The organism is Azospirillum thermophilum (assembly GCF_003130795.1).
In the GTDB taxonomy this organism is placed as follows: Bacteria; Pseudomonadota; Alphaproteobacteria; order Azospirillales; family Azospirillaceae; genus Azospirillum; species Azospirillum thermophilum.
The window spans coordinates 263,653-287,145 of the sequence record NZ_CP029352.1; the positions used below are offsets into that span (position 1 = coordinate 263,653).

Here is a 23,493-nt window from a genome sequence, read left to right on the forward strand (position 1 = left end):
GAACTCCGCCCACACATGGGCGGGCTCGGAAAACCTGCGAATCTCTGGGTTTTGCAGGTTTCTCCAGGCCGGGCCATGTGTGGTCCGATCTGGAGAAACCTGCCTAGCCTATTCGGCCAGGGCGGCTTTGCGCAGGGCCGGCAGGTTGCAGAGCACCAGGTTGGGTCCCTTCTCGGCGACCAGCCCGCTCCGCTTGAACTCCGCTACGGTACGGCTGGCCGTTTCCATGGTGATGCCGAGCATGGCGCCGAGATCCTCGCGGCTGAAGACGCGCACCGGGCGGTCCGGGTGATCGGCGCAGAGCTGGAGCAGAAGACGGGCGAGCCGCTGGCGCGCGCTGCCGGTGGACAGCTCCGTCAACCATTCATCGGCCTGACGCACCGACTGGTGCCAGCGCTGCATGAGCTGCCGGTGCAGTCGTGGCGTGGCGTGGTTCAGCCGCTCCACCACCTCACGCGGAATCCGGCATGCCGCAACCTCCTGCAGGATGATCGCGGCGTGCTCGTAGGCGCTGCCGACCAGCACCTCCAGGCCGGCGACCGCGCCGGGGCGCAGCAGGCGGACGATGCGCTGGGTCCCGTCCGGCAGATATTGCACCAGCTTGACGAGGCCGCTGCGGATGGTGAAGACGGCGCGCCCCTCGTCGCCGGCCTCGTACAGGCTGCTGCCCGGCTGGAACTGCAGTTCGTCGATGGGAAGATGCACCAGCTTGAAATCGGGCTCGGTCAGATCCGCGAACAGCACCAGATCGCGAATTCCGCATTTGCGGCATTCGGCGATGCCCTTCCAGGCGGCCTCGATTTGACTGTTACGCACGGCGCTGCGTCCAGGGCGCAGAGAAGGCAGGCGGGATCATGGCGCAAAATGGGACACCGTCCGGCATTTGGCAAGCACGGCAACGGGTGTCCCGTCTCGCGCATCCGCCGGCCGGCCTTTCCGGTTCGCGGAGGGCAGCCGGGCCGCGCCGGGGGACAGGGAAGCCAGGCGGCCCTTGCCGATGCCGGCGGCCCGCCTCAGGCGCGGTCGGCGCGGGACAGGGCGTCGAGGAAATGCCCCATCGCCAGCTTCATGTCGTTGAACACGGTGCCCTGCGAAACGCCGAGATGGGCCGCGATCTGGGGATAGGACATGCCCTCCACCCGGTTCAGCACCCAGACCCGGCGGGCGCGGTCCGGCAGCGTGTCCATGGCGCCCATGAACTGCGTCAGCCGTTCGCGGTGGAGCAGCCGGTCCTCCACCGAGGGGGAGGTGCAGGCGATCTCCAGCGGATCGACGGAGTCCGATGCCGGCGCCTCGAACCGTTCCTGGGTCCGGCGGCGGCGGATATGATCGAGGGCCAGGTTCTGGACGGTGCGGTGGAGGAAGGCCGCGATGTTGTCGATCGGTCCCCGCTGCGCCGCGCTGCAAGCCCGGAGGTAGCTTTCCTGGATCACGTCCTCCGCGGTCGGCACGTCGCGGACGATCCGCAGGGCCCGCCCCAGCAGCGATTGACGGTGATCCAGATAGATGGCGGTCAGACTTGCGGGCATGGTCGGCCTATCCGTCGCGCTGTGCGCTTCCTCGTTCACGAAACTGATAATCATTCTCATTTTGTGATGTCAAGCCGGCCGCGGGCAGGTCCGGCACGATTGTGGTGGTCCCGGTCTCGAACGTCTAAGTTACGGGACCAGGACGACGGACGGCAGGCGACGCGGGTGACGCAGGACAAGGCAGACGCAAAGAGGCCCGAGGAAGGCTACCGGCATGCGGACCCGGTGACCGATGCGGCGCTCGACTGGTTCGTCCGGCTGCTCGACTCTCCGGCCGACCCGGCGACGCTGGCCGCCTACCGCTCCTGGCGGCAGAGCGATCCCCGTCACGCCGAGGCGTTCGACCGGCTGACGGAGGTCGGCGCCCTGCCGGAGCTGCGCAGTGCGACCCTGGCACACTATCCGGCGACCCCGCTGCCGGCCCGGCCGCGGCGGCGGGCCTGGCTGGGCGCGATGGCTGCGGCCCTGCTGCTGGCCGTGGTCGGCACCCACCTCTATCCCGACCTGCGGGTCCGCTGGAGCGCCGACCACCGCACCGGCACCGGCGAGCGGCGGGACGTGGTGCTGCCCGACGGTTCCCGCCTGATCCTTGACAGCGACAGCGCCGTGGCACTGGCGTTCACCGGGACGGAGCGCCGGGTGGCGCTGATGCGCGGCCGTGCCTATTTCGACGTCGTCCGCGATCCCGCCCGCCCGTTCCGCGTCGCCGCCGGATTCAGTACGGTCGAGGTGACGGGGACCGCCTTCACCGTCCAGTCGGACCGGCGCGAGGATACGGTCTTCCTGGAGCACGGTCGGGTGACGGTCAGCCGGCTGGACGATCCGGGACAGCCGGTGACGCTGGCTCCCGGCGACCGGCTGACCGCCACCGCGCTCGGCCTGACGATGCAGCACCATGCCGACCGGCCGCGGCGCTGTCGTGGCGGGACGGCCGCTATGCCTTCCACAACGAGCGGTTCGCAACGGTGGTCGAGACGTTGCGGCGCTATCATCCCGCGCCGATCCTGCTGCTGGACGACCACGTCGCGTCGCAGCCCGTCAGCGGGAACTACCGGCTGGACGACCCGGCCGGAGCGCTGGCCGCGCTGGCCGGCATGATCGGCGCGCGGATGACGGTCTTGCCGGCCGGCATCATCGTGCTGCGCTGACCCGTCCGGCGCCCGGCCGCCTGATTCTGAGAAGCAGTCGCAACTTTTTTTGTGAGGTGCCGCAACCCCGGACGTCTGGCGAACAGGGGGAGGCGGGCTCGACGGCCTGCAATTGAAATCCCCACCCCAGCCTATGACGGGAGTCGCAGGGAATGGTCCGCCGTACGGCATCCATAATCGAAGAGTCAAACTTCAACCGGTCCCGGATCGCCGGGTATTTGTTTGCTGCATTGATGGCCTCCACCGCGCTTGGCGTCGCGCTGACGGCGACGCCCGCGGCAGCCCAACAGGGTGCGCCGGCCGACGGCCCGGCGGCCTTCTCTCTGCCTGCGCAGCCTCTGCGCAGCGCGATCGACGCCTTCAGCCGGCAGACCGGCTGGCAGGTCGGCTATCCCGGCACGCTGACCGACGGGCGGACCTCCCGCCCGGTCAGCGGCACCATGCCGCCGGCCGAGGCGCTGAGCGCCCTGCTGGCCGGCACCGGGGTCACCTATCGCCTGACCGGTCCGGCCAGCGTCACGCTGGCTCCGGCCCCCGCCGCATCGGGTGACGCGGTGGTGCTGGGCCCGGTCTCGGTGTCGGCATCCGCGTCCTCCCCGGCGCCGACCGGCCCGGCGCAGATCGTCGTCACCAAGGAGGAACTGGAGCGCAAGAACCCCCAGGACATCCGCGACGTCTTCGCCGGCGAGCCGGGGGTACGCGTCGGCAGCTCCGTCCCGATGTCGCAGAAGGTCTACGTCAACGGCGTGGAGGAGACCAACCTGTCCGTCAGCATCGACGGCAGCCGGCAGAACAACAAGGTCTTCCACCACAACGGCACCACCCTGATCGACCCCGCCTTCCTGAAGTCGGCGCGCGTCGATGCCGGCGTGGCTCCGGCCGATGCCGGGCCGGGGGCGCTGGCCGGCTCCATCGTCTATGAGACCAAGGACGCCCGCGACTTCCTGGCCGGCGACGGCGTCGGGGCCTTCGTCAAGTCCAGCTTCGGCACCAACGGATCGGTGTTCACCAACAGCGTGGCCGGTTACGGCCGCCACCAGGGGCTGGAGGGGCTCGGCTATTTCACCTACGGCAAGGGCGGCCGCTTCAAGGACGGCGATGGCCACAAGGTCGAGGGCAGCGCGACCGACCTGAAGAGCGGTCTCGGCAAGCTCGCCTACGAGACCGACGCCGGCCACCGCCTCCAGCTCAGCTACGAGCGGGTCTATGACGACGCGCCGCGTCCCTTCCGCGCCAACACCGGCTTCATCGCCGGCCGGCCGGCCTGGGAACCGCGGGTGCGCGACTACACGCTGGACCGCCAGAACCTCGTCTTCACCTACACCGACAGCCAGCCGACCGACCTGTGGAACCCCAAGGTCGTCGTCGCCTACGGCCGCACCGACATCGAGACGCCGATCTTCACCCGGCCGGTGGGAAGCAGCACGGTTCCCGGCCGCTATCCCGGCAAGGGCGCGACCAGCTCCTTCAACGGCAAGCTGGAGAACGCCTTCGGCGTCGGCCTCGGCACCGTCACCGCCGGCACAGACTTCTACGTCGACCGCGCCAATTACGAAGACCGGACGATGACGGCGGTGGAGAAGGCCCGCAACGTCGGCGTCTACGGCCAGGCGCGTCTGACCCCGGTCGAGCGGGTGCGGCTGTCCTTCGGCCTGCGCGCCGACCAGCAGTGGTTCGAAGGCACCACCGGCGAGACGTGGAGCAACAGCGGCGTCAGCCACAACATCTCCGGCGAAGTGGACGTGTGGCCGGAGTACCTGACGGCCAAGGCCGGCTATTCGCGGAGCTGGGGCGGCGTGCAGCTTGCCGAGAACTTCGTGATGAACCCGGCCTGGCGCTATGGCGCCGGCCCGCAGCCGGTGACCGCCGACAACGTGACCGCCGGGCTGGCCGCCCGCTACCAGGGCTTCACCGCCGAGGGGCGCGTCTTCCGCACCGTGCTGGACGATGCCCGGACCCCGCGCTTCGCCGCCGGCAGCGGCACCCTGACCCGCGACGTCAAGTCGAAGGGCTACGAGGTGGCCATCGGCTATGCCTGGGACACCGGCCACGTCCGCGCCAAGTACGCCGACATCGACGTCACCATCGACGGACTGCCCGCCGACTCCGACACCGGCACCTACCTCGCCACCCCGATGGGCCGCGTCTACACGATCGGCGGTGCCCACACCATTCCCAAGTGGGAGCTGACCTTCGGCGCCGACGTGGAGATCGTGCTGGACTACGACAAGGTGCAGGCCGGCCAGAAGCCGCTGAAGGGCTATGAGACGGTCAACCTGTTCGTCGAGCACCGGATCCCGCAGTACTCCAACCTGACGCTGCGCGCCGACGTCCGCAACCTGTTCGACGAGACCTATGCCGACCGCGCCACCTACGGGCAGGAGTTCGGCACCGTCACCCCGCTCTACCAGCCGGGTCGGACCTTCCTGCTGACCGCCTCGGCGAAGTTCTGACCTCCGCACCACAACCGGGAGCCTCCCCGCATGCTGCATTCGACCGCCCATTTCGAGACGGAGCACGGCAAGCGCTACGCCACCCAGCTCTGCCGCCACTTCGCCCACAAGATCGAGACGGTGGAGACCGAGGAGGGCGGGGAGTGCCGCTTCTCCATCGGCACGGCCCGGCTGCGGGCGGCTCCCGACCGGCTGACCATCGAGGCCAGCGCCCCCACCGCGGCGGAACTGGCCGAGCTCCAGTCGGTGGTGGAGAGCCACCTGCTGCGCTTCGCCTTCCGCGAGGGCGACAGGCGGCTCGATTGGGCGGCGTGACGCCGCCTCTCGCCCCCGCCTTGTCCGAAGCCCTTCAGGATCGGCAGATGATGCGCTCCACCCAACAGATCGCCGAGCATGCCACCTTCCAGAACTTCGCCAACTGCTATTGGCGGGAGATCGACGCCGGCCGGGCCGCGCGGCACGGGACGGAGGCGGACGCCGGTATCGAGTGCATCGAATGGCTGCTGCCGTCGCAGCGGACCGCGCTGAGGGTCGAGATCGTCTCGCGCTCGCTGTGCGGCCCCTGCGGCTTCGGGCGGATCTGGAGACGCGCCCTGCCGGATGCCTCCTGGCAGCAGACCGAGCCCTTCACCGCGCTGTGCTGTCTGGCCGGCGAGAGCTATCGCCGGATGGAGGAGAAGGGTGGCGGGAAAGACCTGCGCGGCAGCGAACTGGAGCTGCTGCTGCGCGTCCTGCAAAGCTACCAGTCGGTCCAGCGCTATCTCGACGCCGCCGTGCCGGCGGACGGCGACGAGGACGATTTCATCGCCGCCGAACAGTCGCTGGTCTTCGGCCACTGGCTGCACCCGACGCCGAAGAGCCTTCAGGGCATGACCCCCTGGCAGCAGCCGGTCTACGCGCCGGAACTCGGCGGGCGGTTCCGCCTGCACTGGTTCGCCGCCCCGGCGGCACGGGTCGGCCATCGGTCCGCCTTCCACCAGTCGGCCCCGGAGATGATCGCGGCGATCCTGGGCGACGGGCCGGCCGGCCTCGCCCCGAAGGCCGACGAGCTTCTGATTCCGATGCATCCGCTCCAGGCGGAGGCGCTGGCGCTCGACCCGGCGGTGCAGGCGATGATGGCGCGCGGCGCGCTGCGGGCGCTGGGCGCCGCCGGGCCGGAGTTCACCGCCACCTCCTCGGTGCGGACGGTCTACAGCCCGGACAGCCCGTGGATGCTGAAATTCTCGCTGCCGGTGCGCATCACCAACTCGGTCCGCGTCAACAGGCGGCACGAGCTCGACGCCGGCGTCATCATGGCGAGACTGATCGCCGCCATCGGCCCGGCGCCGGGGCAGCGCCTCGGCTTCGTGCTCGATCCCGCCTACATCACGCTCGACACCGGGAGCGGCGGCGAGAGCGGGTTCGAGGTGATCATCCGCGAGAATCCCTTCTCCGCAGGCCGCCAGCGCGGCGTCGCCACCGTCGCGGCACTGGCCGCCGAACCGCTGCCCGGCCGCCCATCCCGGCTGGAGCGGGTCGTGCGCCGCGCCGCGGCGGAGCGCGGCGGCAGCGTGACCGGGGCGGCGCGGGCGTGGTTCGAGGCCTATCTGGACTGCGCGCTGGATCCGGTGCTGCGCCTCTACGACACGCACGGCATCGCGCTGGAGGCGCACCAGCAGAACGGGCTGCTCGATCTCCGCGGCGGCATGCCCGTCCGTTTCCTCTACCGCGACAACCAGGGCTTCTACCTGTCCAACACCTATCGGGACGCGCTGCGCCGGCTGATCCCGGAGGCGGACAACATCCGTTCCCTCTATTACGACGAAGAGGAGATCAATCGCCGCTTCTCCTACTACGTCATCGTCAACCAGATCTTCTCGGTCATCGCTCGCATGGGCAAGGACCGGCTGGCGGCGGAGGAGGACCTGCTGCGCATGCTGCGCGCCCGGCTGGAGCGGCTGGCCCTGTCGCTCACGCGCGCGGGGCGCCGCTTCGCGGGGGAGGTGCTGGACAGCCCGACCATCGGCGCCAAGCAGAATCTGACCGCCGGGCTGCTGGACATCGACGAGCTTCGGACCGCCGACGAGGCCGGCCTCTACGCCCGTTGGCCCAATCCCCTCTGCCGGACCGGCGGCGTCGCGGGGAGCGAGGGAGGACGCCGTGCCCTTTCCGCGTGACCTGCCCGGCCACCCCGAGGAGCGGGTGGTCCGCCAGCTTGCCGCCGCCCTGCTGTTCGAAGGGATCGTCGCGCCGGCGGTGACCGGCGACGAACGCCTCTCCTGGCGCTCGGGCGAGGGGGAGTTCCGCTGCCTGGGAACCTTCGGCCCCTTCGGGCGCCCGCGGATCCGGCCGGGATCGGTCGAGATGCGGGGCGAGGACGGCGACTGGCGGGCCGCCACCCTGGCCCGGATGGTCGCCGGCCTCGACGCGCCCGATCCGAACAGGGACGGCCTGCTGGCGGAGCTGGAGCGCACCGTCGCGCTCTGCCGGTGGAACGCCGCCAACCTCGCCGCCACCCCGCGCCATGGCCTGTCCTTTGCCGATCTGGAGGGCCGGCTGGAGGAGGGGCATCCATACCACCCCTGCTTCAAGGCGCGGCTGGGCTTCGACGAGGCCGACCATGCCGCCTTCGGGCCGGAGGTCGGGCAGCGCTTCCAGCTCGTCTGGCTGCTGGTCGCCCGGTCCTGCCTGCACCAGGCGATTCCCGGCGACGAGGAGGCGTTCTGGCGCGCCGAACTCGGCCCCGTCGCCTGGGAGACGGTGCGGCGCCGCCGGGCGGAGCTGAACCTGCCGGTGAGCGACTACGGCCTGCTGCCGCTGCATCCCTGGCAATGGTGGGCGCTGCGGGAGGGGGAGGTGGCGCCGTGGCTGGCCCCCTGGCTGGCCGACGGCCGGGCGGTCTGCCTGGGGCCGCTGGGCGACCATTACCGGGCCAGCCAGTCGCTGCGCACGGTGATGAACACCGACGACCCGCGCAAGGCGGACGTCAAGCTGGCGCTGAACATCGTCAACACCGCCTCCCGCCGGATCATCGAACCGCATTCGGTGTGCACCGGCCCGGCGATCTCCGGCTGGCTGACCGCCGTGGTGGAGGGCGATCCGGACTTCCGCGAGCGCTATCCGCTGACCCTGCTGCCGGAATATGCCGGGGTCATCGCCGACCGCGAGGGGCGGCTGGCCGGGCAGATGGCAGCGCTGTGGCGGCGCAGCGTGCAGTCGGTGCTGGGGAGGGCGAGTCAGCCGTTCCCTTCAACATGCTGATGGTGACGGAGGCGGACGGGTCCGCGTTCGCGGCACCCTGGATCGAGCGGTACGGGCTGCTGCCCTGGCTCGACCGGCTGCTGGAGGCGGCGGTGCTGCCGGTCTGGCACCTGCTGGTCCGCCACGGCATCGCGGTCGAGGCGCACGGGCAGAACATGATCCTGGTCCACCGCGACGGCTGGCCGGTGCGGCTGGTCCTGCGCGACTTCCACGACAGCGTGGAGTACGCACCGGACTTCCTGGCCGACGCCAGCCGCCTGCCGGACTTCCCCAGCCTGCATCCCGCCTACCGGGAGGCGCCGCCCGACCGGTACTATTGGGCGAGCGGCGTGGACGCGCTCCGCGAACTGGTCATGGACACCCTGTTCGTCTTCAACCTGACCGAACTGTCCGACCTGCTGGCGTTGACGCACGGGCTGCCGGAGGACGTCTTCTGGCGGCGCGTTCACGAGCTTCTGGAAGCCCATGCCCGCCGCCACGGGCTGGAGGAGCGGCACCGCCGCGTCGGCCACGCCGCCCCGGAAATCCTCACCGAATCCCTGCTGCGCGGAAAGCTGCTGCGCGCGCGGGAGGAGATTCACCACAGCGTTCCCAACATCTTCGCGCGCTTCGCGCCATCAGCTTCGGGGAGCTCCCGATGATCCGCATCGACGACCGATCCTATTCCCGGGCGGAGGTCGAGGCCCTGACCGCCGGCCATGCCGGGCAGGCCCGCCTGTCCGACCGGCCCGGCGCCCGCTTCGCCGTCTGTTTCGCCGGCACCATCGACTGGCTCGCCCTGTTCTTCGCCATCCGCGCGGCGGGCGGCAGCCTGCTGCCGCTGCATCCCTCCACCCCGGTCGAGGCGGCGCGGCGGTTGGCGCGCGAGGCCGGCTGCCATGCGCTCTACCACAACAGCCTGGCGGCGGAGGAGATCGTTCCGTTCTCCGGCGATCCGGCGCCCGGCCGGCTGCTGCAGATGAGTTCCGGGACCACCGGCGCCCCCAAATGCATCGCGCGGAGCTGGGAGGAGATCGACCGGGAGATCGAGAGCTACGTCGGCTTCTTCACCGAGCCTGCCGGCATGACCCCGGTCATCGCCTGCCCGACCACCCATTCCTACGGGCTGATCTGCGGGCTGCTCGCCGGACTGCGGCGCGGGGCGGAGCCGGTGATCCTCGACACCACCAACCCGAAGTTCCTGCTGAAGGCGCTGCGGGAGATCGACCGGCCGCTGCTCTACGCCTCGCCGGTCATCCTGCACACGCTGGCCCGGCTGATGCCGGAGGGGGAGCGCATCCATGCCGTGATGACCTCCGGCACCCTGCTGCCGGACCCCTGGTTCGCGCGCATCCGCGGCAGGACCGTCCACATGTTCCAGCAATACGGCTGCTCGGAGGCCGGCTGCATCGCGGTCAATGCGGACATGGCGGCCAGCGCCGACCTCGGCCGCGTGCTGCCCCACCACCGCCTGACCACCGGGACGCAGGACGCCGCGGCGGAGATCGTGCTGTCCGGCCCCGGCGGTGAAATCCGCACCCACGACCTGGGATACCGGCGCGACGACGGAATGCTGGTGTTCGTGTCGCGCCTGGACGACACCATCAACGTCGCCGGCCTGAACGTCTACCCGCAGGAGGTGGAGGACGTGGCGATGGCGCTGCCCGGCGTCACCGACGCGGTCGCCTTCCGCCGCAGCGACCGCTTCGCCGGCGAGCGGGTCGCCCTGCTGTTCGCCGCCGCGCCGGAGGTGACGGAACAGGCCCTGCGCGACTGGTGCCGCAGCAATCTGGCGGCCCACCAGCAGCCGGGCGCGGTGATCCGCGCCGACGCCCTGCCGCGCATGGCCAACGGCAAGATCAGCCGGCGCGAGGTCGCCGCACGCTATGGGGAGGCCGCGCCATGACCCGGGCCGACATCGTCGAGGCCATCCGCACCGTCCTGCGCGACCATCTGGAGAACCGACACCTGGAGGCGTTCGGCCCGCAGGCCCGGCTGAACGAGGATCTCCATCTCGACTCCGTGCTGATGATGGAGCTGTTCCTCCAACTGGAGCTGTCCTTCGGGCTGGACGCCCCGGACGAGCTCGTCACTTCGCGCGATCTCTCCACGGTGGCCGACGTGGCGGGCCTGTTCGCCGGCGCCGCGCCGGCCGCCGCGGCCGAGGCGCCCCCGCCCGGCAGCGTGCATGGCGAGGAGTACCAGGACATCAAGGTGCACTGCTTCGTCAGTTGCGTCTGCGACGCGCTGAAGCGGGCCGGCATCGACCATCGCCCCTTCTATTTCGGGGTCTGGGATGCCGGGTTCGAGGTCGGGGCCGACCAGGTCCTTCGCTATCACGCCCCCACCGTCAGCCACGATGTCTTCCGCGACTGGTACCGCCGCCTGTACGGGGCGGAGGTGCGGCAATGGTACGATCCCGCCCGCGGCAAGGAGGAGAACCTCGCCGTCCTTTTCGATCTGGTGGAGCGGCGGGCGGACACGCTCAGCGTCATGGCGATGGTCGATCTGTTCCACCTGCCGGAGCGGGAGAACAAGTTCAACCAGAACCCCTTCCCGCATTACCTGATGCTGGAGAAGAGCGGCGATCCGGCGACCTTCCTCGTCCGTGACCCCGACTTCCGCTGGGAGGGCGAGATCGCGCGGGAGCGGATCGCCGACGCCTTCCGCCAGCCCAGCGTCGGCGGCGGCTACCTGTTCGACCGGCGCGACCTGCATCCCGCACGGCCCGCCGACATCGCCGCCTATTTCGAAGCCTGCTTCCGGGCCGATGCCAATCCGCTGACCGAAGCGGTGCGCGCCATCCTGCGGGCCCATCTGGGCGGGACGGCCTGCCTGCCGCCCGCCAACCTCTCGATGGCGCTGCGCGAGCTGCCGGTGATCGCCATCCGCAAATACGCCTACGAGCACGGTTTCGCCTTCTTCTGGCGGGCGCTGCGCCTGTCCGACGATGGTTTCCTCCTCCGCTGCGACGCCATCGAGGAGCTGTTCCAGGGGTTCAAGTCCCTGCACTACGCCATCCTCCGCCTCGCCCAGACCGGCGACGTCGGGCTCGCTCCCGACCTGTTCGGGCGGCTGGATCGGCTCGACCGGCAGGAGATGGCGCTGAAGGCCGATCTCGCCGCCGTGTTCCACCGGTGGCGCGCCGCCGCCGGCCTGACCGCATTGTCTGCCGAGGTCGCGTGATGAAGCTCTCGCTCTGCACCATCACCTTCCGCCACCATCTGGTGTCGCTGGAGGATCTGGCCGTGTGGGCTGCCGGCAACGGCTTCCAGGGGATCGAGCTGTGGGGGGCGCATGCCCGCAACATGGCCGGCAGTGCCAACCGCGACGGCGCATGGCTGGCGGGGTTCGGCCTGTCGGTGCCGATGGTCAGCGACTATCTGCCGCTCGACGGCGAGCCCGACGCGCTGGTGCGCAAGACGCTGGATCTGTGCCGTCTGGCCCGGCTCTGGGGCGCCGGCAAGATCCGCACCTTCGCCGGCAGTGCCGGCAGCGCGCAGACGCCGCCGGACCGGCAGGGCTTCATCGCGGAGCGGCTGCGGACCCTGTGCGGACTGGCGGCCGACCACGGCCTGTCGCTGCTGGTGGAGACCCACCCCGGCACGCTGGCCGACAGCCTGAAGGCGACCCGCGCGCTGATCGCCGCAGTCGATCATCCCGCGCTGAAGGTCAATTTCGACGTGCTGCACGTCTGGGAGGGCGGCGACGACCCGGTGGCGGCCCATCGGGTGCTGCGGCCGCACATCGGCCATTACCACCTGAAGAACATCCGCGCCCGCGCCGACCTGACGGTGTTCGAACCGGCCAACGTCTATGCGGCGGCAGGGCGGCGCGACGGGATGGTGCCGCTGTTCGACGGGGCGGTGGACTATCGCCGTTTCCTGGCCGAGCTGGCCGGCGATCCCGCGGCGGAGGGCTCGCTGGAGTGGTTCGGCGACGACTGCTACGCGGTTCTGCGGCGCGATCGCGACGGCGTGGCGGAGGCGACGGCGCCCGCCGCCGGGATCGACCGGCCCCTCCGCGCCGGTGCCCGCCGCTGACGCGCCGGGGCGGCCCCGCCTGCCGCCCCGGCGAGAGCAGCCGTTTCATGCTTATAGAATAAACCAAATACCCGGCGAATTTGTCCGCAACTTCAAGTGGGATTTTTCTGCCCGGAGTTGCTTTCTTTTTAACCTTTTGAGGTACCCTGAGCCCCTTCGACACTGGCACGACACATCGACCCGTCCGGTTAAAGGGACACAGGAGCCTCATCATGCTGTCCACCGTAGCATCGCTGCGCATCGGTCAACGCATCGCCCTCGGTTTCGTTGCCGTCATTCTGCTGTCCCTGCTTCTGGTCGGGGTGGTCTGGGTCAAGCTGAACGAGATAGAGGCGAGCTTCAGCGGATTCTCCAGCGTGAACGCCGCGAGCCTCCTGGTCCGGGACGTCGAGACGAAGGCCAAGGAGTCGGGGATCCGCGTCGGCGACGTCATCATTTCGCAGAACGACGAAGCCAGGGCCAAGCTGCAGGAGATCAACGAGGACTGGCGCAAGTCGATCGAGACCGCCAGGGCGGCGCTGACCAACCCGGAATGGTCGAAGACCTTCGCCGCCGTGGTCGAAGCGGAGAAGCGCTACGCCGACTATGTCCGGAGCGTGGACGCCGGGCTGAAGGAGCGGGAGCGGCTGATCAACGAGGTTCTGGCGCCGGCCGACACGCGCATCCGCCAGTTCCTGACGGAGATCGTCGTCGAAATGCAGACGGCGGGCCGACAGGAGTCCGTCGCCGCCGTCGCCGCCGCGCAGGATCACCTGCTGCGCGGGCAACTGTACGTCTACAAATTCCTCGTCACCAACGAGGCGTCGGAAATGATGCTCTCGGCCATCGAACTGGATGCCCTGCGGGAACCCCTCGACCGGCTGGAGCGGATGGAGACCGGGGCGCCGGAGCTTCTGCGGAAGCTCGCCCTGATCAAGCAGGACGTCGCCACCTACGCCGCCGCGACCGTGCAGCTTGAGAAGGTGATCGTCCAGCGGCTGGCGGATACCGAGGCGATGGCGGAGAACCGCCAGCAGATCCAGGACGCCATCGGGGTCATCCGGGCTTCCCAGGAGGAGGCGATGGCAGGATCCCACGCGGCGGCGGTCGACGATGTCGGGTCCGCCCGCAGCACCATGATGGCCGTTTCCCTGGTTTCCCTGCTGATCGGCGTCGTCCTCTCGCTGGGGCTGACCCGCGGCATCACCCGCCCGATCCAGGCCATGACCGAGGCCATGCGCCGTCTGGCGACCGGTGACACGACGGTCGAGGTGCCCGCCAGCGGGCGGAAGGACGAGATCGGCGCGATGGCCGCCGCCGTCGTGGTCTTCAAGGCCAATGCCGTCGAGCGCCTGCGCATCGAGGCGGAGCAGGCCGCCGAGCGGGCGGTGAAGGAGAGGAGGACGGCCGAGATGGAGCGGCTCGTCCAGGGCTTCGACACGACGATGAGCAGCGTGCTGGGCAGCGTCGCCTCGTCGGCCACGGAACTCAGCCACACCGCGGATTCCATGGCGCTGCTGGCCGAGCAGACCAACCGCCAGTCGGCGGCGTCGGCATCGGCGGCCGAACAGACGAGCGCCAACGTCCAGACGGTCGCCGCGGCCACCGAGGAGATGGCGGTGTCGATCCAGGAGATCGGCCGGCAGGTCGCCAACTCCACCGCCATCACCACGCAGGCGACGCAGCAGGCGACCGAGACGACGGAGCAGGTCCGCGGTCTCGCGGCAGCGACCGACCGCATCGGCGAGGTGGTCAAGCTGATCCAGGACATCGCGAGCCAGACCAACCTGCTGGCCTTGAACGCGACGATCGAGGCGGCCCGCGCCGGCGAGGCCGGCAAGGGCTTCGCCGTGGTGGCGAGCGAGGTGAAGCAACTCGCCAACCAGACCGCCCGCGCGACGGAGGAGATCGCCCAGCACATCGCCGGCGTCCAGACCGCCACGCAGGCGACCGTCGCGGCCATCGGCGGCATCGGCCAGACGATCACGACGATCAACCAGATCACCTCGACGATCGCCGCCGCCATCGAGGAGCAGAACGCGACCACCGGCGAGATCGCCCGCAATGTCCAGCAGGCGGCGCGCGGCACGCAGGAGGTGAAGGTCAACGTCGTCCAGGTGAACGAGGCGGCTACCCAGACCGGAGCCGCGGCGACCCAGGTTCTGGGTGCCTCGAACGAGCTGTCGCGGCAGGCGGAGGATCTGCGGCGCGAGGTCGAGACCTTCCTGTCCAGCATCAGGGCCGCCTGAGTCCTCCGGCCCGCAAGGAGGCCTGCAAAGCCCGCCCCCGGTCCGGGGGCGGGGCGGCCTTTCCCGGCGTCAGCGGATGCCGGCGCGCATGAAGCTCTGGACGAACTGGCGCTGGAACAGCAGGAAGGCGACCAGCAGCGGGGCGGCGGTCATCAGGGTCGCGGCGGTGATGACCGACCAGTCGATCCCCTGGTCGGTGGAGGCGAAGACCGACAGCCCGACGGTCAGCGGCCGGGTGGTGACCGAATTGGTGATGATCAGCGGCCACAGGAAGTTGTTCCAGTGGTAGCTGATCGACACCAGCCCGTAGGCGACGTAGACCGGACGGGCGAGCGGCACATAGACCCGCCACAGGATGCCCAGCGTGCCGGCCCCCTCCACCCGTGCCGCGTCGTCGAGCTCGCCCGGCACCGTCTTGAAGGTCTGGCGCAGCAGGAAGATGCCGAAGGCCGACGCCATGTAGGGCAATGCCATCGCCGCGACGCTGTCGACGAGGCCGAGCGCATGCATGCTGCGGTAATTCTCCACCACGAGCGCGTCGGGCATCAGCAGAAGCTGGAGCAGCACCAGCAGGAAGGCCGCCTGCCGTCCCCGGAAGTCGAAGCGGGCGAAGGCATAGGCCGCCAGCGTGCACAGCAGGAGCTGGCCGGCGAGGATCATGGTCACCAGCGCCACCGTGTTCAGCAGATAGCGCGGGAAGGGCGCCGCCGCCCAGGCGCTGGCGAAATTCTCCAGCGTCAGCGGGGCCGCGGGGTCGAAGCGGACGGCGTAGGCGCCGGGGTGAAAGGCGGTCCACAGCGCGAACAGCAGCGGCAGCACCCACAGGATCCCGAGCAGCCAGGCCCCTGCCGTCTCCAGCATGTCGAACAGGCGGTCCGTCATCGGAGGCCCCTCATCGGTAATGCACCTTGCGGTCGAGGAAGACGAACTGCCCGACCGCCAGCACCATCAGGATCCCCACCAGCACCGTCGTCAGCGCCGCGGCGTAGCCGGTATCCCAATAGCGGAAGCCGACCTCGTAGATGTGGTAGAGCAGCAGTGCCGTGCTGTTGTCGGGGCCGCCGCGGGTCATGACGACGACGAGGTCGACCATGCGGAAGGCGTTGATCACCGCGTTGACCAGCACGAACAGCGTGGTCGGCATCAGCAGCGGGAAGGTGATGCGGCGGAAGATGTACCAGCGCGACGCCCCCTCCAGCGCCGCCGCCTCGCGCAGCGAGGGCGACAGCCCCTGCAGGGCGGCGAGGTAGAAGATCATGAAGAAGCCCGCCTCCTTCCACACCGTCACCACCATCAGCGCCGGCAGCGCGGTGGAGCGGTCGCCCAGCCAGTTCTGCGCCGGCAGGCCGAACAGTCCGGTGATCTGGTCGATCAGCCCGTAGCCGGGCGTATAGAAGAACAGCCAGATGTTGGCGACGGCGATCATCGGCAGGATCGTCGGCGTGAAATAGGCCACCCGCAGCGCCGTGCGCCCGCGGATCTTTCCGTTGACCCACAGCGCCATCAGCAGGGCCAGCGCCACCGAGACCGGCACGGTGCCGAGCGCGAACAGCAGGTTGTTGACCAGGCTCTTCCAGAAGACGGGGTCGTCGACCATGGTGGCATACTGGTCGAGCCCGACGAAGCGCGCCGGCCGTGCCCCCTTGGGCGTCGAATGCAGCGAGCTCCAGATCGAGGCGACCGCCGGGTAGTAGGTGAAGGCGACCAGCAGCACCGCCGCCGGAAGCAGCAGAAGCCAGCCATGGATGTGCGTGGTGAGGCGGCGGTCGGTCATGGTGCTTCGTCAGGTCCCAGTCCCAGGAAGGCCGGGAGGGACGCCGCGGCGTCCCCCTCCCGCGCCGGTTACCGGTAGGCCTTCAGGATGCGGTCGGCCTCCTTCTGCGCGTCCTCCATCGCCTGGCGCGGCGGCTTGGCACCGGTCAGCGCCGCCTGCAGCCCATCGTTCAGCGCCTTGGTGACGCGCTGGTTGTCGTGGGTCGACAGCTCGGCGGTGGCGTGGGGAAGCTGGTCGCGGGCGACGGCCGCGGCGGGGAAGTCGGCGACGTAGGCCTTCATCGCCGGCGTCTCCCAGGCGTCCGGGCGGACGGCGACATAGCCGGTGTCGATGCCCCACCGGGCGGCGCGCTCCGGCGTGGTCATCCACTTGACGAAGCGGAAGGCGGCGTCACGCTGCTCCGGCTTGGCCGACTTGAAGACGTAGAAGTTGCCGCCGCCGGTCGGGCTGCCGCGGCGCGCCTTCTCCGGCAGCATGGCGACGCCGAACGGGAAGGGCGCGTTCTTGCGCACGTTGGTCAGGTTGCCGGTGGTCGTCCACATCATGGCGACCTTGCGCTCGAAGAAGTCCTTCGGCGTCGTGCCCCATTCGACGATGCCCGGCGGGTGGACCTTCTGCTTGGCGGCGAGGTCGACCCAATACTGCAGCGCCTCGACCACCTGCGGCTTGTCGAAATAGGTCTCGGTGCCGGCCTCGTTCATCAGCCGGACGTCGTTCTCGGTGGTGAGCGCCTGGAACAGCCAGTAGGGGAAGCCGGAGGACGGGATCTGCACGCCCCACTGCGTGACGTTGCCGTTGGCGTCGCGCTTGGTCAGCCTGGCCGCCATCCGCGCCATCTCGTCCCAGCTCTGCGGCGGCTTCTCCGGATCGAGGCCGGCCTCCTTGAAGGCCTCCTTGTTCCAGTACATGACGATGGTGGAGCGCTGGAACGGGATGCCCCAGGTCTTGCCGCCGGTGCGGCTGTTCTCCATGAAGGCCGGGTAGAAGGCCGCCAGGAAGGCCTTGTCGTCCGCCGACTTCGCCATCTCCTCGAAGGGGACGATCGCGTCCTCGTCGATCAGCGTGTACATGTCGGTCGACAGGATCACCGCCACCTGCGGGGCGTCGCCGCCCTTCATCGCGGTCAGGACCTTGGTGATGGTGTCCTGATAGCTGCCGGAATAGACCGGCTCGACCTTGACGTCGGGATTCTCCTTCTCGAAGCCCGCGACGTAATCGTCGATCAGCTTGGTGATCGGGCCGCCGACCGCGACCGGATAATAGAAGCTGATCTTGGTCGCCGCCGCCGCCGGCAGCGCTGCCAGCGTCATCGCGGCGGCCAGCATCGCCGACCGCAGTCCCCGCCGAACCGTCATCCTTCGCTCCTGTCGTTCTTGGGTTGTTATTGTGGTGTGTCGCGCGGCGCGTCAGCGCGCCGCCGCCGTCAGACAGCCGGCCGGGTCGGCCAGCGCCCCGTCCGGCAGGCGGCGCCCCGTCCCGGCGTCGAAGGCGTGGAGGTCCTCCGGCGACCAGGACAGCCGTACCGGCATTCCCGCCGTCACGCCGGCCCGCCCGGCCATGCGCACGGCGATCGTCTGCGTCTCGCCGTCCCCGCCGCCGATGCGGCAGGCCACCACCGTGTCGGCGCCGTGGTAATCGGTGTCGGCGACGGTCGCCTCGACAGGACCGGCGGCGTCCAGCAGCACCGCCTCCGGACGGACGCCGAGCGTCACGCCGGGGACCTGCGGCAGGCGGAACAGGTTCATCGGCGGCGTGCCGACGAAGCGGGCCACGAAGACGGAGGCCGGACGGTCGTAGAGCGCCTCCGGCGCCCCGGCCTGTTCCACCCGGCCGGCATTCATCAGCACGACCTGGTCGGCCATGCTCATGGCTTCGGTCTGGTCGTGGGTGACGTAGAGCATGGTGATGCCCAGCCGCTGCTGGAGCGCGCGGATCTCGCGCCGCATCTCGTGCCGCAGCTGGGCGTCGAGATTGGACAGCGGCTCGTCCATCAGGCAGACCGGCGCCTTGGCGACGATGGCGCGGCCGAGCGCCACGCGCTGCTGCTGCCCGCCCGAAAGCTGCGAGGGCCGGCGGTCGAGAAGCCGACCCAGCCCCAGCAGGTCGGCGGCCCAGCGCAGCCGCTCGTCCCGCTCCGCCGCCGGGACCTTGCGGATCTTCAGTCCGAACAGGATGTTCTCCGCCACCGAGAGGTGGGGGAACAGGGCGTAGGACTGGAAGACCATGGAGATCCGCCGGCGGGCCGGCGGCAGGTCGGTGACCTCGGTGCCACCGATATGGATGCGCCCGCTGCTCAGCGTGTCGAGCCCGGCGATCAGGCGCAGCGTCGTCGACTTGCCGCAGCCGGACGGCCCCAGCAGGACCAGCATCTGCCCGGCGTCGGCGGTCAGCGTCACCGAATCGACGGCGGCCGTGGCTCCCCAGCGCTTGGTGACCTGGTCGAGTTCGATGCTGTGCTGAATGGGCATGGCGGGGCCGGAAGGGTTGGGGCCGGCGGGCGCCGTGCATGGCGCCCTGCGGCATGAGGCAGGGAGACTGCCGTATGCAGACGACAGGGGCGTGACGGTTCGGTTGTGGTTTTGTGTCGCCCGCTTGCGTCGCCGCTCAGCCGGCCGTCTTGCCCGAGCGCGCCGCGGCACAGGCGGCCAGCAGGGCGGGGTCCGCCGGGGCGGGGTTGCCCAGCCGGCCCGGATCGAACGCCGCGAGGTCGAAGGCGGTGCGCCCCTCTGCCGCCAGGTCGGCGACGGCCTGTCCGATGCCGCCGGACGCGGCGATGCCCGCGCCGCAGCAGCCGCTCGCCACCAGCAGGCCCGGCAGGCCGGGCACCGGCCCCAGGTTGAACCGGCCGTCCGGCGTGTAGGTGGAGAGGCCCGACACGTAATGGGCGATGCCGGTGTCCATCACCGCCGGAAAGACGCGGGCCAGCCGCTCCGCCCCCTCGGCCAGCGTCTCCCAGCCGCCATCGGAGTCGCCGAGGTCGAGACCGTCGATGCGGTCGGGCAGCAGGCGCGGGTCGAGCACGAAGGAGGTGCGGCCGCGCAGGCCGAACAGCAGGCACCCCAGTTCCGGCCGTGCATAGGCGCCGGCATCGGGCAGCACGGTCACCGGATGGTCCGGCGGGAACAGCCGCGGATCGGGCGCGGTGATCCAGTACTGGCTGCGTACCGGGGCCTGCGGCAGGCCCACCCGGGCCGTCCAGGCCAGCGTCCCTGCCCAGGCTCCCGCCGCATCGACCACCAGCGGGGCGGCGACCGCTCCCCGGTCGGTGTCCACTCCGGTGATCCGACCGGCGGCGGTCCGCAGCCCGGTCACCGTGACCCCGCTGCGAAGGAGGGCGCCGCGGCGGCGGGCTGCCCGGCCGTAGGCGTCGGCCAGCCGGTAGGGGTCGAGGAAGCCGTCCGCCGGCATGAAGGCGGCGCGCAGCACCGTCTCCGCGGCGAGCCAGGGGACCCGCCGCGCCGCCTCCGCCGCATCCAGCCACTCCACGGCTTCGCCATCGGCCGCCGCCATCAGCGCCTCCAGGGGCGCCAGCGTGGCGGGGGAGCCCGCGACATGCAGCGTGCCGACCCGGCGGAGGTCGAGCGGTTCGCCGAGTTCGGCTTCCAGCTCCGCGATGGCGTCGTAGGTGCGGCGGACGAGGGCGGCGGTGGCGCGGTCGGACCGCGCGCGGGTCAGCAGGGCCGCCGCCCGGCTGGTGGCCGACGCCGCCGGCGCATTGCGCTCCAGCAGCAGGACTCGCCGGGTGTCGCGGCGCGTCAGGTGCCACGCGATGGACAGCCCCAGGATTCCGCCGCCGACGATCACCACGTCGGCGGTGGCCGGCAGGGTCACGGCTTCTCGCCCCGCGCCAGCCGCGCCTCGATGGCATCGAGCAGCGGAACGGCTTCGGCGAGGCTGCCGACCACGTAATGGGCGCCGGCCCGGCGCAGCCGGTCGGCCGCCGGCCGGCGCAGGGCCTCGCGGCGCCCCTCCGGCAGGGCGGTCCATTCGGGAAGCGGCACGCCGACCTCGTTGCCGGTGTCGACGAGCGCGATGGTCCACATGCCGGCGTTCAGCCCCTCCTCGACGTCCACCACCGTGTCGCCGATCTTCACGCAGGCCTCGACCGGCGAGATGCCCAGCTCGATCACGCATTTCAGCGCCATTGCCGGGCCGGGCCGGCCGGCCGGCGTCTCGCCGGCGCAGACCACGAGGTCCGGCGCATAGCCCTGCGACGCGGCGACCCGCTGCACCACCTCCATCACCGGGCGGGGATAGCCGGTGGTCGAGCCGATCTTCAGACCGCGCTCGCGCATCGCCGCCACGGCCGCCACGGCGCCGGGGATCACATCGGCATGGCGTTCGACGACGCCGACCTGCAGCGGCAGGAAGATCTCGTAGAGCCGGTCGACGTCGGCGTCGGTCGGACCGCGTCCGTGCGTCGCCGTCCAGGCCGCGGCGACGGCGGGCATGCGGGTGACCGCCTGGATATGGTGCCACTTGGCCATGCCCATCGGGCCGCGGGCCTGCTCCAGAGTGATCTCGACGCCGGCCTGCCGGAAGGCCTCCATGAAAGCGCCGGCCGGGGCGAGGCAGCCGAAATCGACGGTCGTGCCGGCCCAGTCGAGGACGACGCCCTGCAGCGGACCGGTGTAGCGGCGGGTGTAGGTGAAGCTCATGACGGGGACTCCTCGGTTACGGCCTGCCCGATGCGACGCCCATCTCGGCGAGCGTATTGCGGATGGCTTCCAGCGCGCCGCGCATCTCGGCGGCACCGAGCCGGCCGATGCAGCCGATGCGGAAGCTGTCGGCGACCGTCAGCTTGCCGGGATAGAGGACGTAGCCGCGCTTGCGCATCCGCTCGTAGAAGTGCGGGAAGTCGAAGGCGGGGTCGGCCGGCATGCGGACGGTGACGATGACCGGCGCCTGCAGCGCGTCGGGCAGCAGGGTCTCGAACCCCATGGCGCGCAGACCCTCCACCAGGATCCGGCAGTTCTCGCGGTAGCGCGCCCCGCGCCCTGCGACGCCGCCCTCCGCGGCATGTTCGGACAACGCCTGATCGAAGGCGGCCAGCACATGGGTGGGCGGGGTGAAGCGCCACTGGGCGTTCGCCTCGAAGCCGCGCCACTGGTCGTGCAGATCGAGCGTCAGGGAATGGGCATTGCCCCTGGCCGCCTCCAGCGCCGTCCGCCGGACCAGCACGAAGCCCGTGCCGGGAACTCCCTCCAGGCACTTGTTGGAGGAGGCGGCGACGGCCTGGAGCGGCGTCTCCCGCGCGTCGAGCGGCAGGGCGCCGAAGGCGCTCATCGCGTCGACCAGCAGGGCGCGGCCATGGCGGGCAGTGACCTCCGCCACGCGCTGCAGCGGGTTCAGGATGCCCGAGGTGGTCTCGCACTGGACCACCGCGACATGGGTCACGGCAGGGTCCTCCGCCAGCGCGCGGTCGAGCGCCTCCGGCGATACCGGGAGATCCTCCGCCGTCTCGATCATCGTGACGGCGCGGCCGATCACCTCGGCGATGCGCACCATGCGGTGACCATAGGCGCCATTGACCAGGACCAGCAGCTTGCCCGTGCGCGGCACCAGCGTGCCGATCATCGCCTCCACCGCGAAGGTGCCGGAGCCCTGGAGCGGCACCGCGGCGAACTCCCCGCCGCCGCCGATCATCTCCACCAGCCGGTTGCGGATGCGCGCGTTCAGCTCGATGAAGGCGCCGTCGCGCGAACCCCAGTCGCGCAGCATCGCCTGCTTGACGGTGGCCGAGGTGGTCAGCGGGCCGGGGGTGAGGAGGAAGGGGTCTTTGGGCGGGAAGGTCATGGTGCGGGTCCGATCGACGACAGCCGGAGGTGGACGGATCAAGCCGCCGCGACTACCATAATTCCAATCCATTCCGTCTATGGACCCATAGATGAAATCCATAAATCACTCCCAGCTCCGCGCCTTCCATGCCGTGGCGACGGAAGGCAGCTTCACCAAGGGGGCCCGGCTGCTGCACGTCACCCAGCCGACGCTGAGCCAGGAGGTGAAGGCGCTGGAGGAGACGCACGGCGTCCTGCTGTTCGACCGGTCCCGCCGCAGCGTCGCGCTGACCGAGGTGGGGCAGAGCCTGTTCGCCGTCACCCGCCGCCTGTTCGCGGCGGAGCAGGAGGCGGTGGAACTGCTGGCCGGGGTGCGGCATCTCGACGGCGGCTCGCTGGCCGTCGGGGCCGACGGACCGTTCCACGCGGTGCCGCTGCTCGCCGACTTCGCCAAGCGGCATCCGGGGCCGACCGTCTCCCTCTCGGTCGGCAACTCGCAGGAACTGCTGCGCGGGCTGCTGGACACCCGCATAGACGTGGCGGTGCTGGCCGACGTGCCGGGGGACTCGCGGCTCTATGTCGTGCCGCTGCGCCGCGACCCGGTGAAGGTGCTGGTGCCGCGCAGCCATCCGCTGGCCCGCCGGCGGGCAGTGACGCTGGCGGAGGTCGCAGCCGAGAAGCTGGTGCTGCGCGAGCCGGGCTCGATGACCCGCCGGCTGGTGGAGCAGGCGCTGTCCGCCGCCGACCTCAACCCCGCCGCCACGCTGGAGATCCAGAGCCGCGAGGCGGTGGTGGAGGCGGTGGCGTCCGGCCTCGGCCTCGGCTTCGTTTCGGCGGCGGAATTCAACGCCGATCCGCGGCTGGTCCTGCTGCCCTTCGCCGGGGTGACGGTGGAGATGGACGAGTATGTCGTCTGCCTGCGCGAGCGGCGCCGGCTGGCGGTGGTCCGCGCCTTTCTGGAGGTGGCGCGGGAGCGGGCAGGGTAGGGGAGGTCAGTGTCGCAGGCGGTCGAGAATCTGCCGCCGGTGGTCGAGACCTCCGAAGAACACGGCGAGGATGCGGACTTCTTCCAAGAGGTCGTCGATCTCGAAATAGACGATGATCCGATTGCTCGTCACCGTGCGGATGCCGGGCCGGATCGCAGGCTGCTCGGTCCCCCGGTGGGGATGGGTTGTGAAGCTCCGCAGATAGCCGAGTGCCTCTTCGATGCGATGAGCGGCGTGATCCGCGGCGGTGGCCGGATCGTCGCCAAGCTCCTGGTAGATCCGGAAAAGATAATCTTCGATCTGGTCGAGATCGCGCGCCACCTCTGCCGCAAGACG

At 70.4% G+C, this 23,493-nt stretch carries 21 protein-coding genes; 11 read left to right on the forward strand and 10 right to left on the reverse strand.

All coding sequences use genetic code 11. From position 1 onward, the window contains the following. Positions 1–108: 108 nt before the first annotated feature. Together DEW08_RS01115 and DEW08_RS01120 are read right to left on the reverse strand one after the other, a co-directional pair. Positions 109–816 (reverse strand): Crp/Fnr family transcriptional regulator, encoded by a 708-nt coding sequence (locus DEW08_RS01115; RefSeq protein ID WP_109323760.1) that lies wholly within the window; start codon positions 814–816, stop codon positions 109–111. Between the two features lie 197 nt (positions 817–1,013). Beyond that, positions 1,014–1,529 (reverse strand): RNA polymerase sigma factor, encoded by a 516-nt coding sequence (locus DEW08_RS01120; protein ID WP_109323761.1) that lies wholly within the window; start codon positions 1,527–1,529, stop codon positions 1,014–1,016. Positions 1,530–1,754: 225 nt separating this feature from the next. Between DEW08_RS01120 and DEW08_RS01125 the strand changes: the two genes are divergently transcribed. The 10 genes from DEW08_RS01125 to DEW08_RS01160 all read left to right on the forward strand — a co-directional run bounded on the left by DEW08_RS01125 (position 1,755) and on the right by DEW08_RS01160 (position 14,620). Next, complete coding sequence (locus tag DEW08_RS01125) at positions 1,755–2,627, forward strand: FecR family protein (RefSeq protein ID WP_168220219.1); 873 nt, start codon at positions 1,755–1,757, stop codon at positions 2,625–2,627. A gap of 283 nt (positions 2,628–2,910) precedes the next feature. Further along, positions 2,911–5,130: a TonB-dependent receptor gene (locus DEW08_RS01130; protein ID WP_109323769.1), complete on the forward strand. Its 2,220-nt coding sequence runs from the start codon at positions 2,911–2,913 to the stop codon at positions 5,128–5,130. A gap of 30 nt (positions 5,131–5,160) precedes the next feature. After that, the gene (locus tag DEW08_RS01135; protein WP_109323771.1) at positions 5,161–5,445 is read left to right on the forward strand and encodes a DUF2218 domain-containing protein; all 285 of its coding nucleotides are present in this window, start codon (positions 5,161–5,163) and stop codon (positions 5,443–5,445) included. A gap of 47 nt (positions 5,446–5,492) precedes the next feature. After that, positions 5,493–7,286 (forward strand): IucA/IucC family protein, encoded by a 1,794-nt coding sequence (locus tag DEW08_RS01140; protein ID WP_109323772.1) that lies wholly within the window; start codon positions 5,493–5,495, stop codon positions 7,284–7,286. After that, positions 7,270–8,370: an IucA/IucC family protein gene (locus tag DEW08_RS31615; RefSeq protein WP_211107084.1), complete on the forward strand. Its 1,101-nt coding sequence runs from the start codon at positions 7,270–7,272 to the stop codon at positions 8,368–8,370. Before DEW08_RS01140 ends, DEW08_RS31615 begins: the two co-directional genes overlap by 17 nt. Beyond that, complete coding sequence (locus DEW08_RS31620; protein ID WP_211107086.1) at positions 8,364–9,011, forward strand: IucA/IucC family C-terminal-domain containing protein; 648 nt, start codon at positions 8,364–8,366, stop codon at positions 9,009–9,011. Before DEW08_RS31615 ends, DEW08_RS31620 begins: the two co-directional genes overlap by 7 nt. Then, positions 9,008–10,255: an AMP-binding protein gene (locus DEW08_RS30940; protein WP_168220220.1), complete on the forward strand. Its 1,248-nt coding sequence runs from the start codon at positions 9,008–9,010 to the stop codon at positions 10,253–10,255. Before DEW08_RS31620 ends, DEW08_RS30940 begins: the two co-directional genes overlap by 4 nt. Further along, entirely contained in the window at positions 10,252–11,535 is a 1,284-nt protein-coding gene (locus DEW08_RS01150) for a DUF6005 family protein (protein WP_109323773.1), read from the forward strand. The genes DEW08_RS30940 and DEW08_RS01150 overlap by 4 nt, the downstream gene beginning before the upstream one ends. Beyond that, positions 11,535–12,392 (forward strand): sugar phosphate isomerase/epimerase family protein, encoded by an 858-nt coding sequence (locus tag DEW08_RS01155; protein WP_109323774.1) that lies wholly within the window; start codon positions 11,535–11,537, stop codon positions 12,390–12,392. The genes DEW08_RS01150 and DEW08_RS01155 overlap by 1 nt, the downstream gene beginning before the upstream one ends. 212 nt (positions 12,393–12,604) lie before the next feature. Further along, on the forward strand, positions 12,605–14,620 hold the full coding sequence (locus DEW08_RS01160; protein WP_245986056.1) for a methyl-accepting chemotaxis protein: 2,016 nt from the start codon (positions 12,605–12,607) through the stop codon (positions 14,618–14,620). Between the two features lie 69 nt (positions 14,621–14,689). Here the strand turns inward: DEW08_RS01160 and DEW08_RS01165 are convergent, their stop codons facing one another. From DEW08_RS01165 to DEW08_RS01195, 7 genes are all read right to left on the reverse strand, one after another. After that, positions 14,690–15,502, reverse strand: a complete 813-nt coding sequence (locus DEW08_RS01165; RefSeq protein WP_168220221.1) for a carbohydrate ABC transporter permease — start codon at positions 15,500–15,502, stop codon at positions 14,690–14,692. Positions 15,503–15,512: 10 nt separating this feature from the next. Next, positions 15,513–16,394, reverse strand: a complete 882-nt coding sequence (locus DEW08_RS01170) for a carbohydrate ABC transporter permease (RefSeq protein ID WP_109323775.1) — start codon at positions 16,392–16,394, stop codon at positions 15,513–15,515. A gap of 68 nt (positions 16,395–16,462) precedes the next feature. Next, positions 16,463–17,749: an ABC transporter substrate-binding protein gene (locus DEW08_RS01175; protein WP_109323776.1), complete on the reverse strand. Its 1,287-nt coding sequence runs from the start codon at positions 17,747–17,749 to the stop codon at positions 16,463–16,465. Positions 17,750–17,800: 51 nt separating this feature from the next. Next, positions 17,801–18,862, reverse strand: a complete 1,062-nt coding sequence (locus DEW08_RS01180; protein ID WP_168220222.1) for an ABC transporter ATP-binding protein — start codon at positions 18,860–18,862, stop codon at positions 17,801–17,803. A gap of 136 nt (positions 18,863–18,998) precedes the next feature. Further along, positions 18,999–20,225, reverse strand: coding sequence for an NAD(P)/FAD-dependent oxidoreductase (locus DEW08_RS01185; protein ID WP_109323777.1), 1,227 nt, complete (start codon positions 20,223–20,225; stop codon positions 18,999–19,001). Beyond that, the gene (gene phnX / locus DEW08_RS01190) at positions 20,222–21,052 is read right to left on the reverse strand and encodes a phosphonoacetaldehyde hydrolase (protein WP_109323778.1); all 831 of its coding nucleotides are present in this window, start codon (positions 21,050–21,052) and stop codon (positions 20,222–20,224) included. Before phnX ends, DEW08_RS01185 begins: the two co-directional genes overlap by 4 nt. A gap of 16 nt (positions 21,053–21,068) precedes the next feature. Further along, positions 21,069–22,190, reverse strand: coding sequence for a 2-aminoethylphosphonate--pyruvate transaminase (locus DEW08_RS01195; protein ID WP_109323782.1), 1,122 nt, complete (start codon positions 22,188–22,190; stop codon positions 21,069–21,071). 91 nt (positions 22,191–22,281) lie between these two features. On the opposite strand from DEW08_RS01195, the gene DEW08_RS01200 reads away from it, so the two are divergent. Continuing rightward, positions 22,282–23,157, forward strand: coding sequence for a LysR substrate-binding domain-containing protein (locus DEW08_RS01200; RefSeq protein ID WP_109323783.1), 876 nt, complete (start codon positions 22,282–22,284; stop codon positions 23,155–23,157). A 6-nt stretch (positions 23,158–23,163) separates the two neighbouring features. Here the strand turns inward: DEW08_RS01200 and DEW08_RS01205 are convergent, their stop codons facing one another. Then, positions 23,164–23,478: a KluB gene (locus tag DEW08_RS01205; RefSeq protein ID WP_109323784.1), complete on the reverse strand. Its 315-nt coding sequence runs from the start codon at positions 23,476–23,478 to the stop codon at positions 23,164–23,166. Between the last annotated feature and the right edge of the window lie 15 nt (positions 23,479–23,493).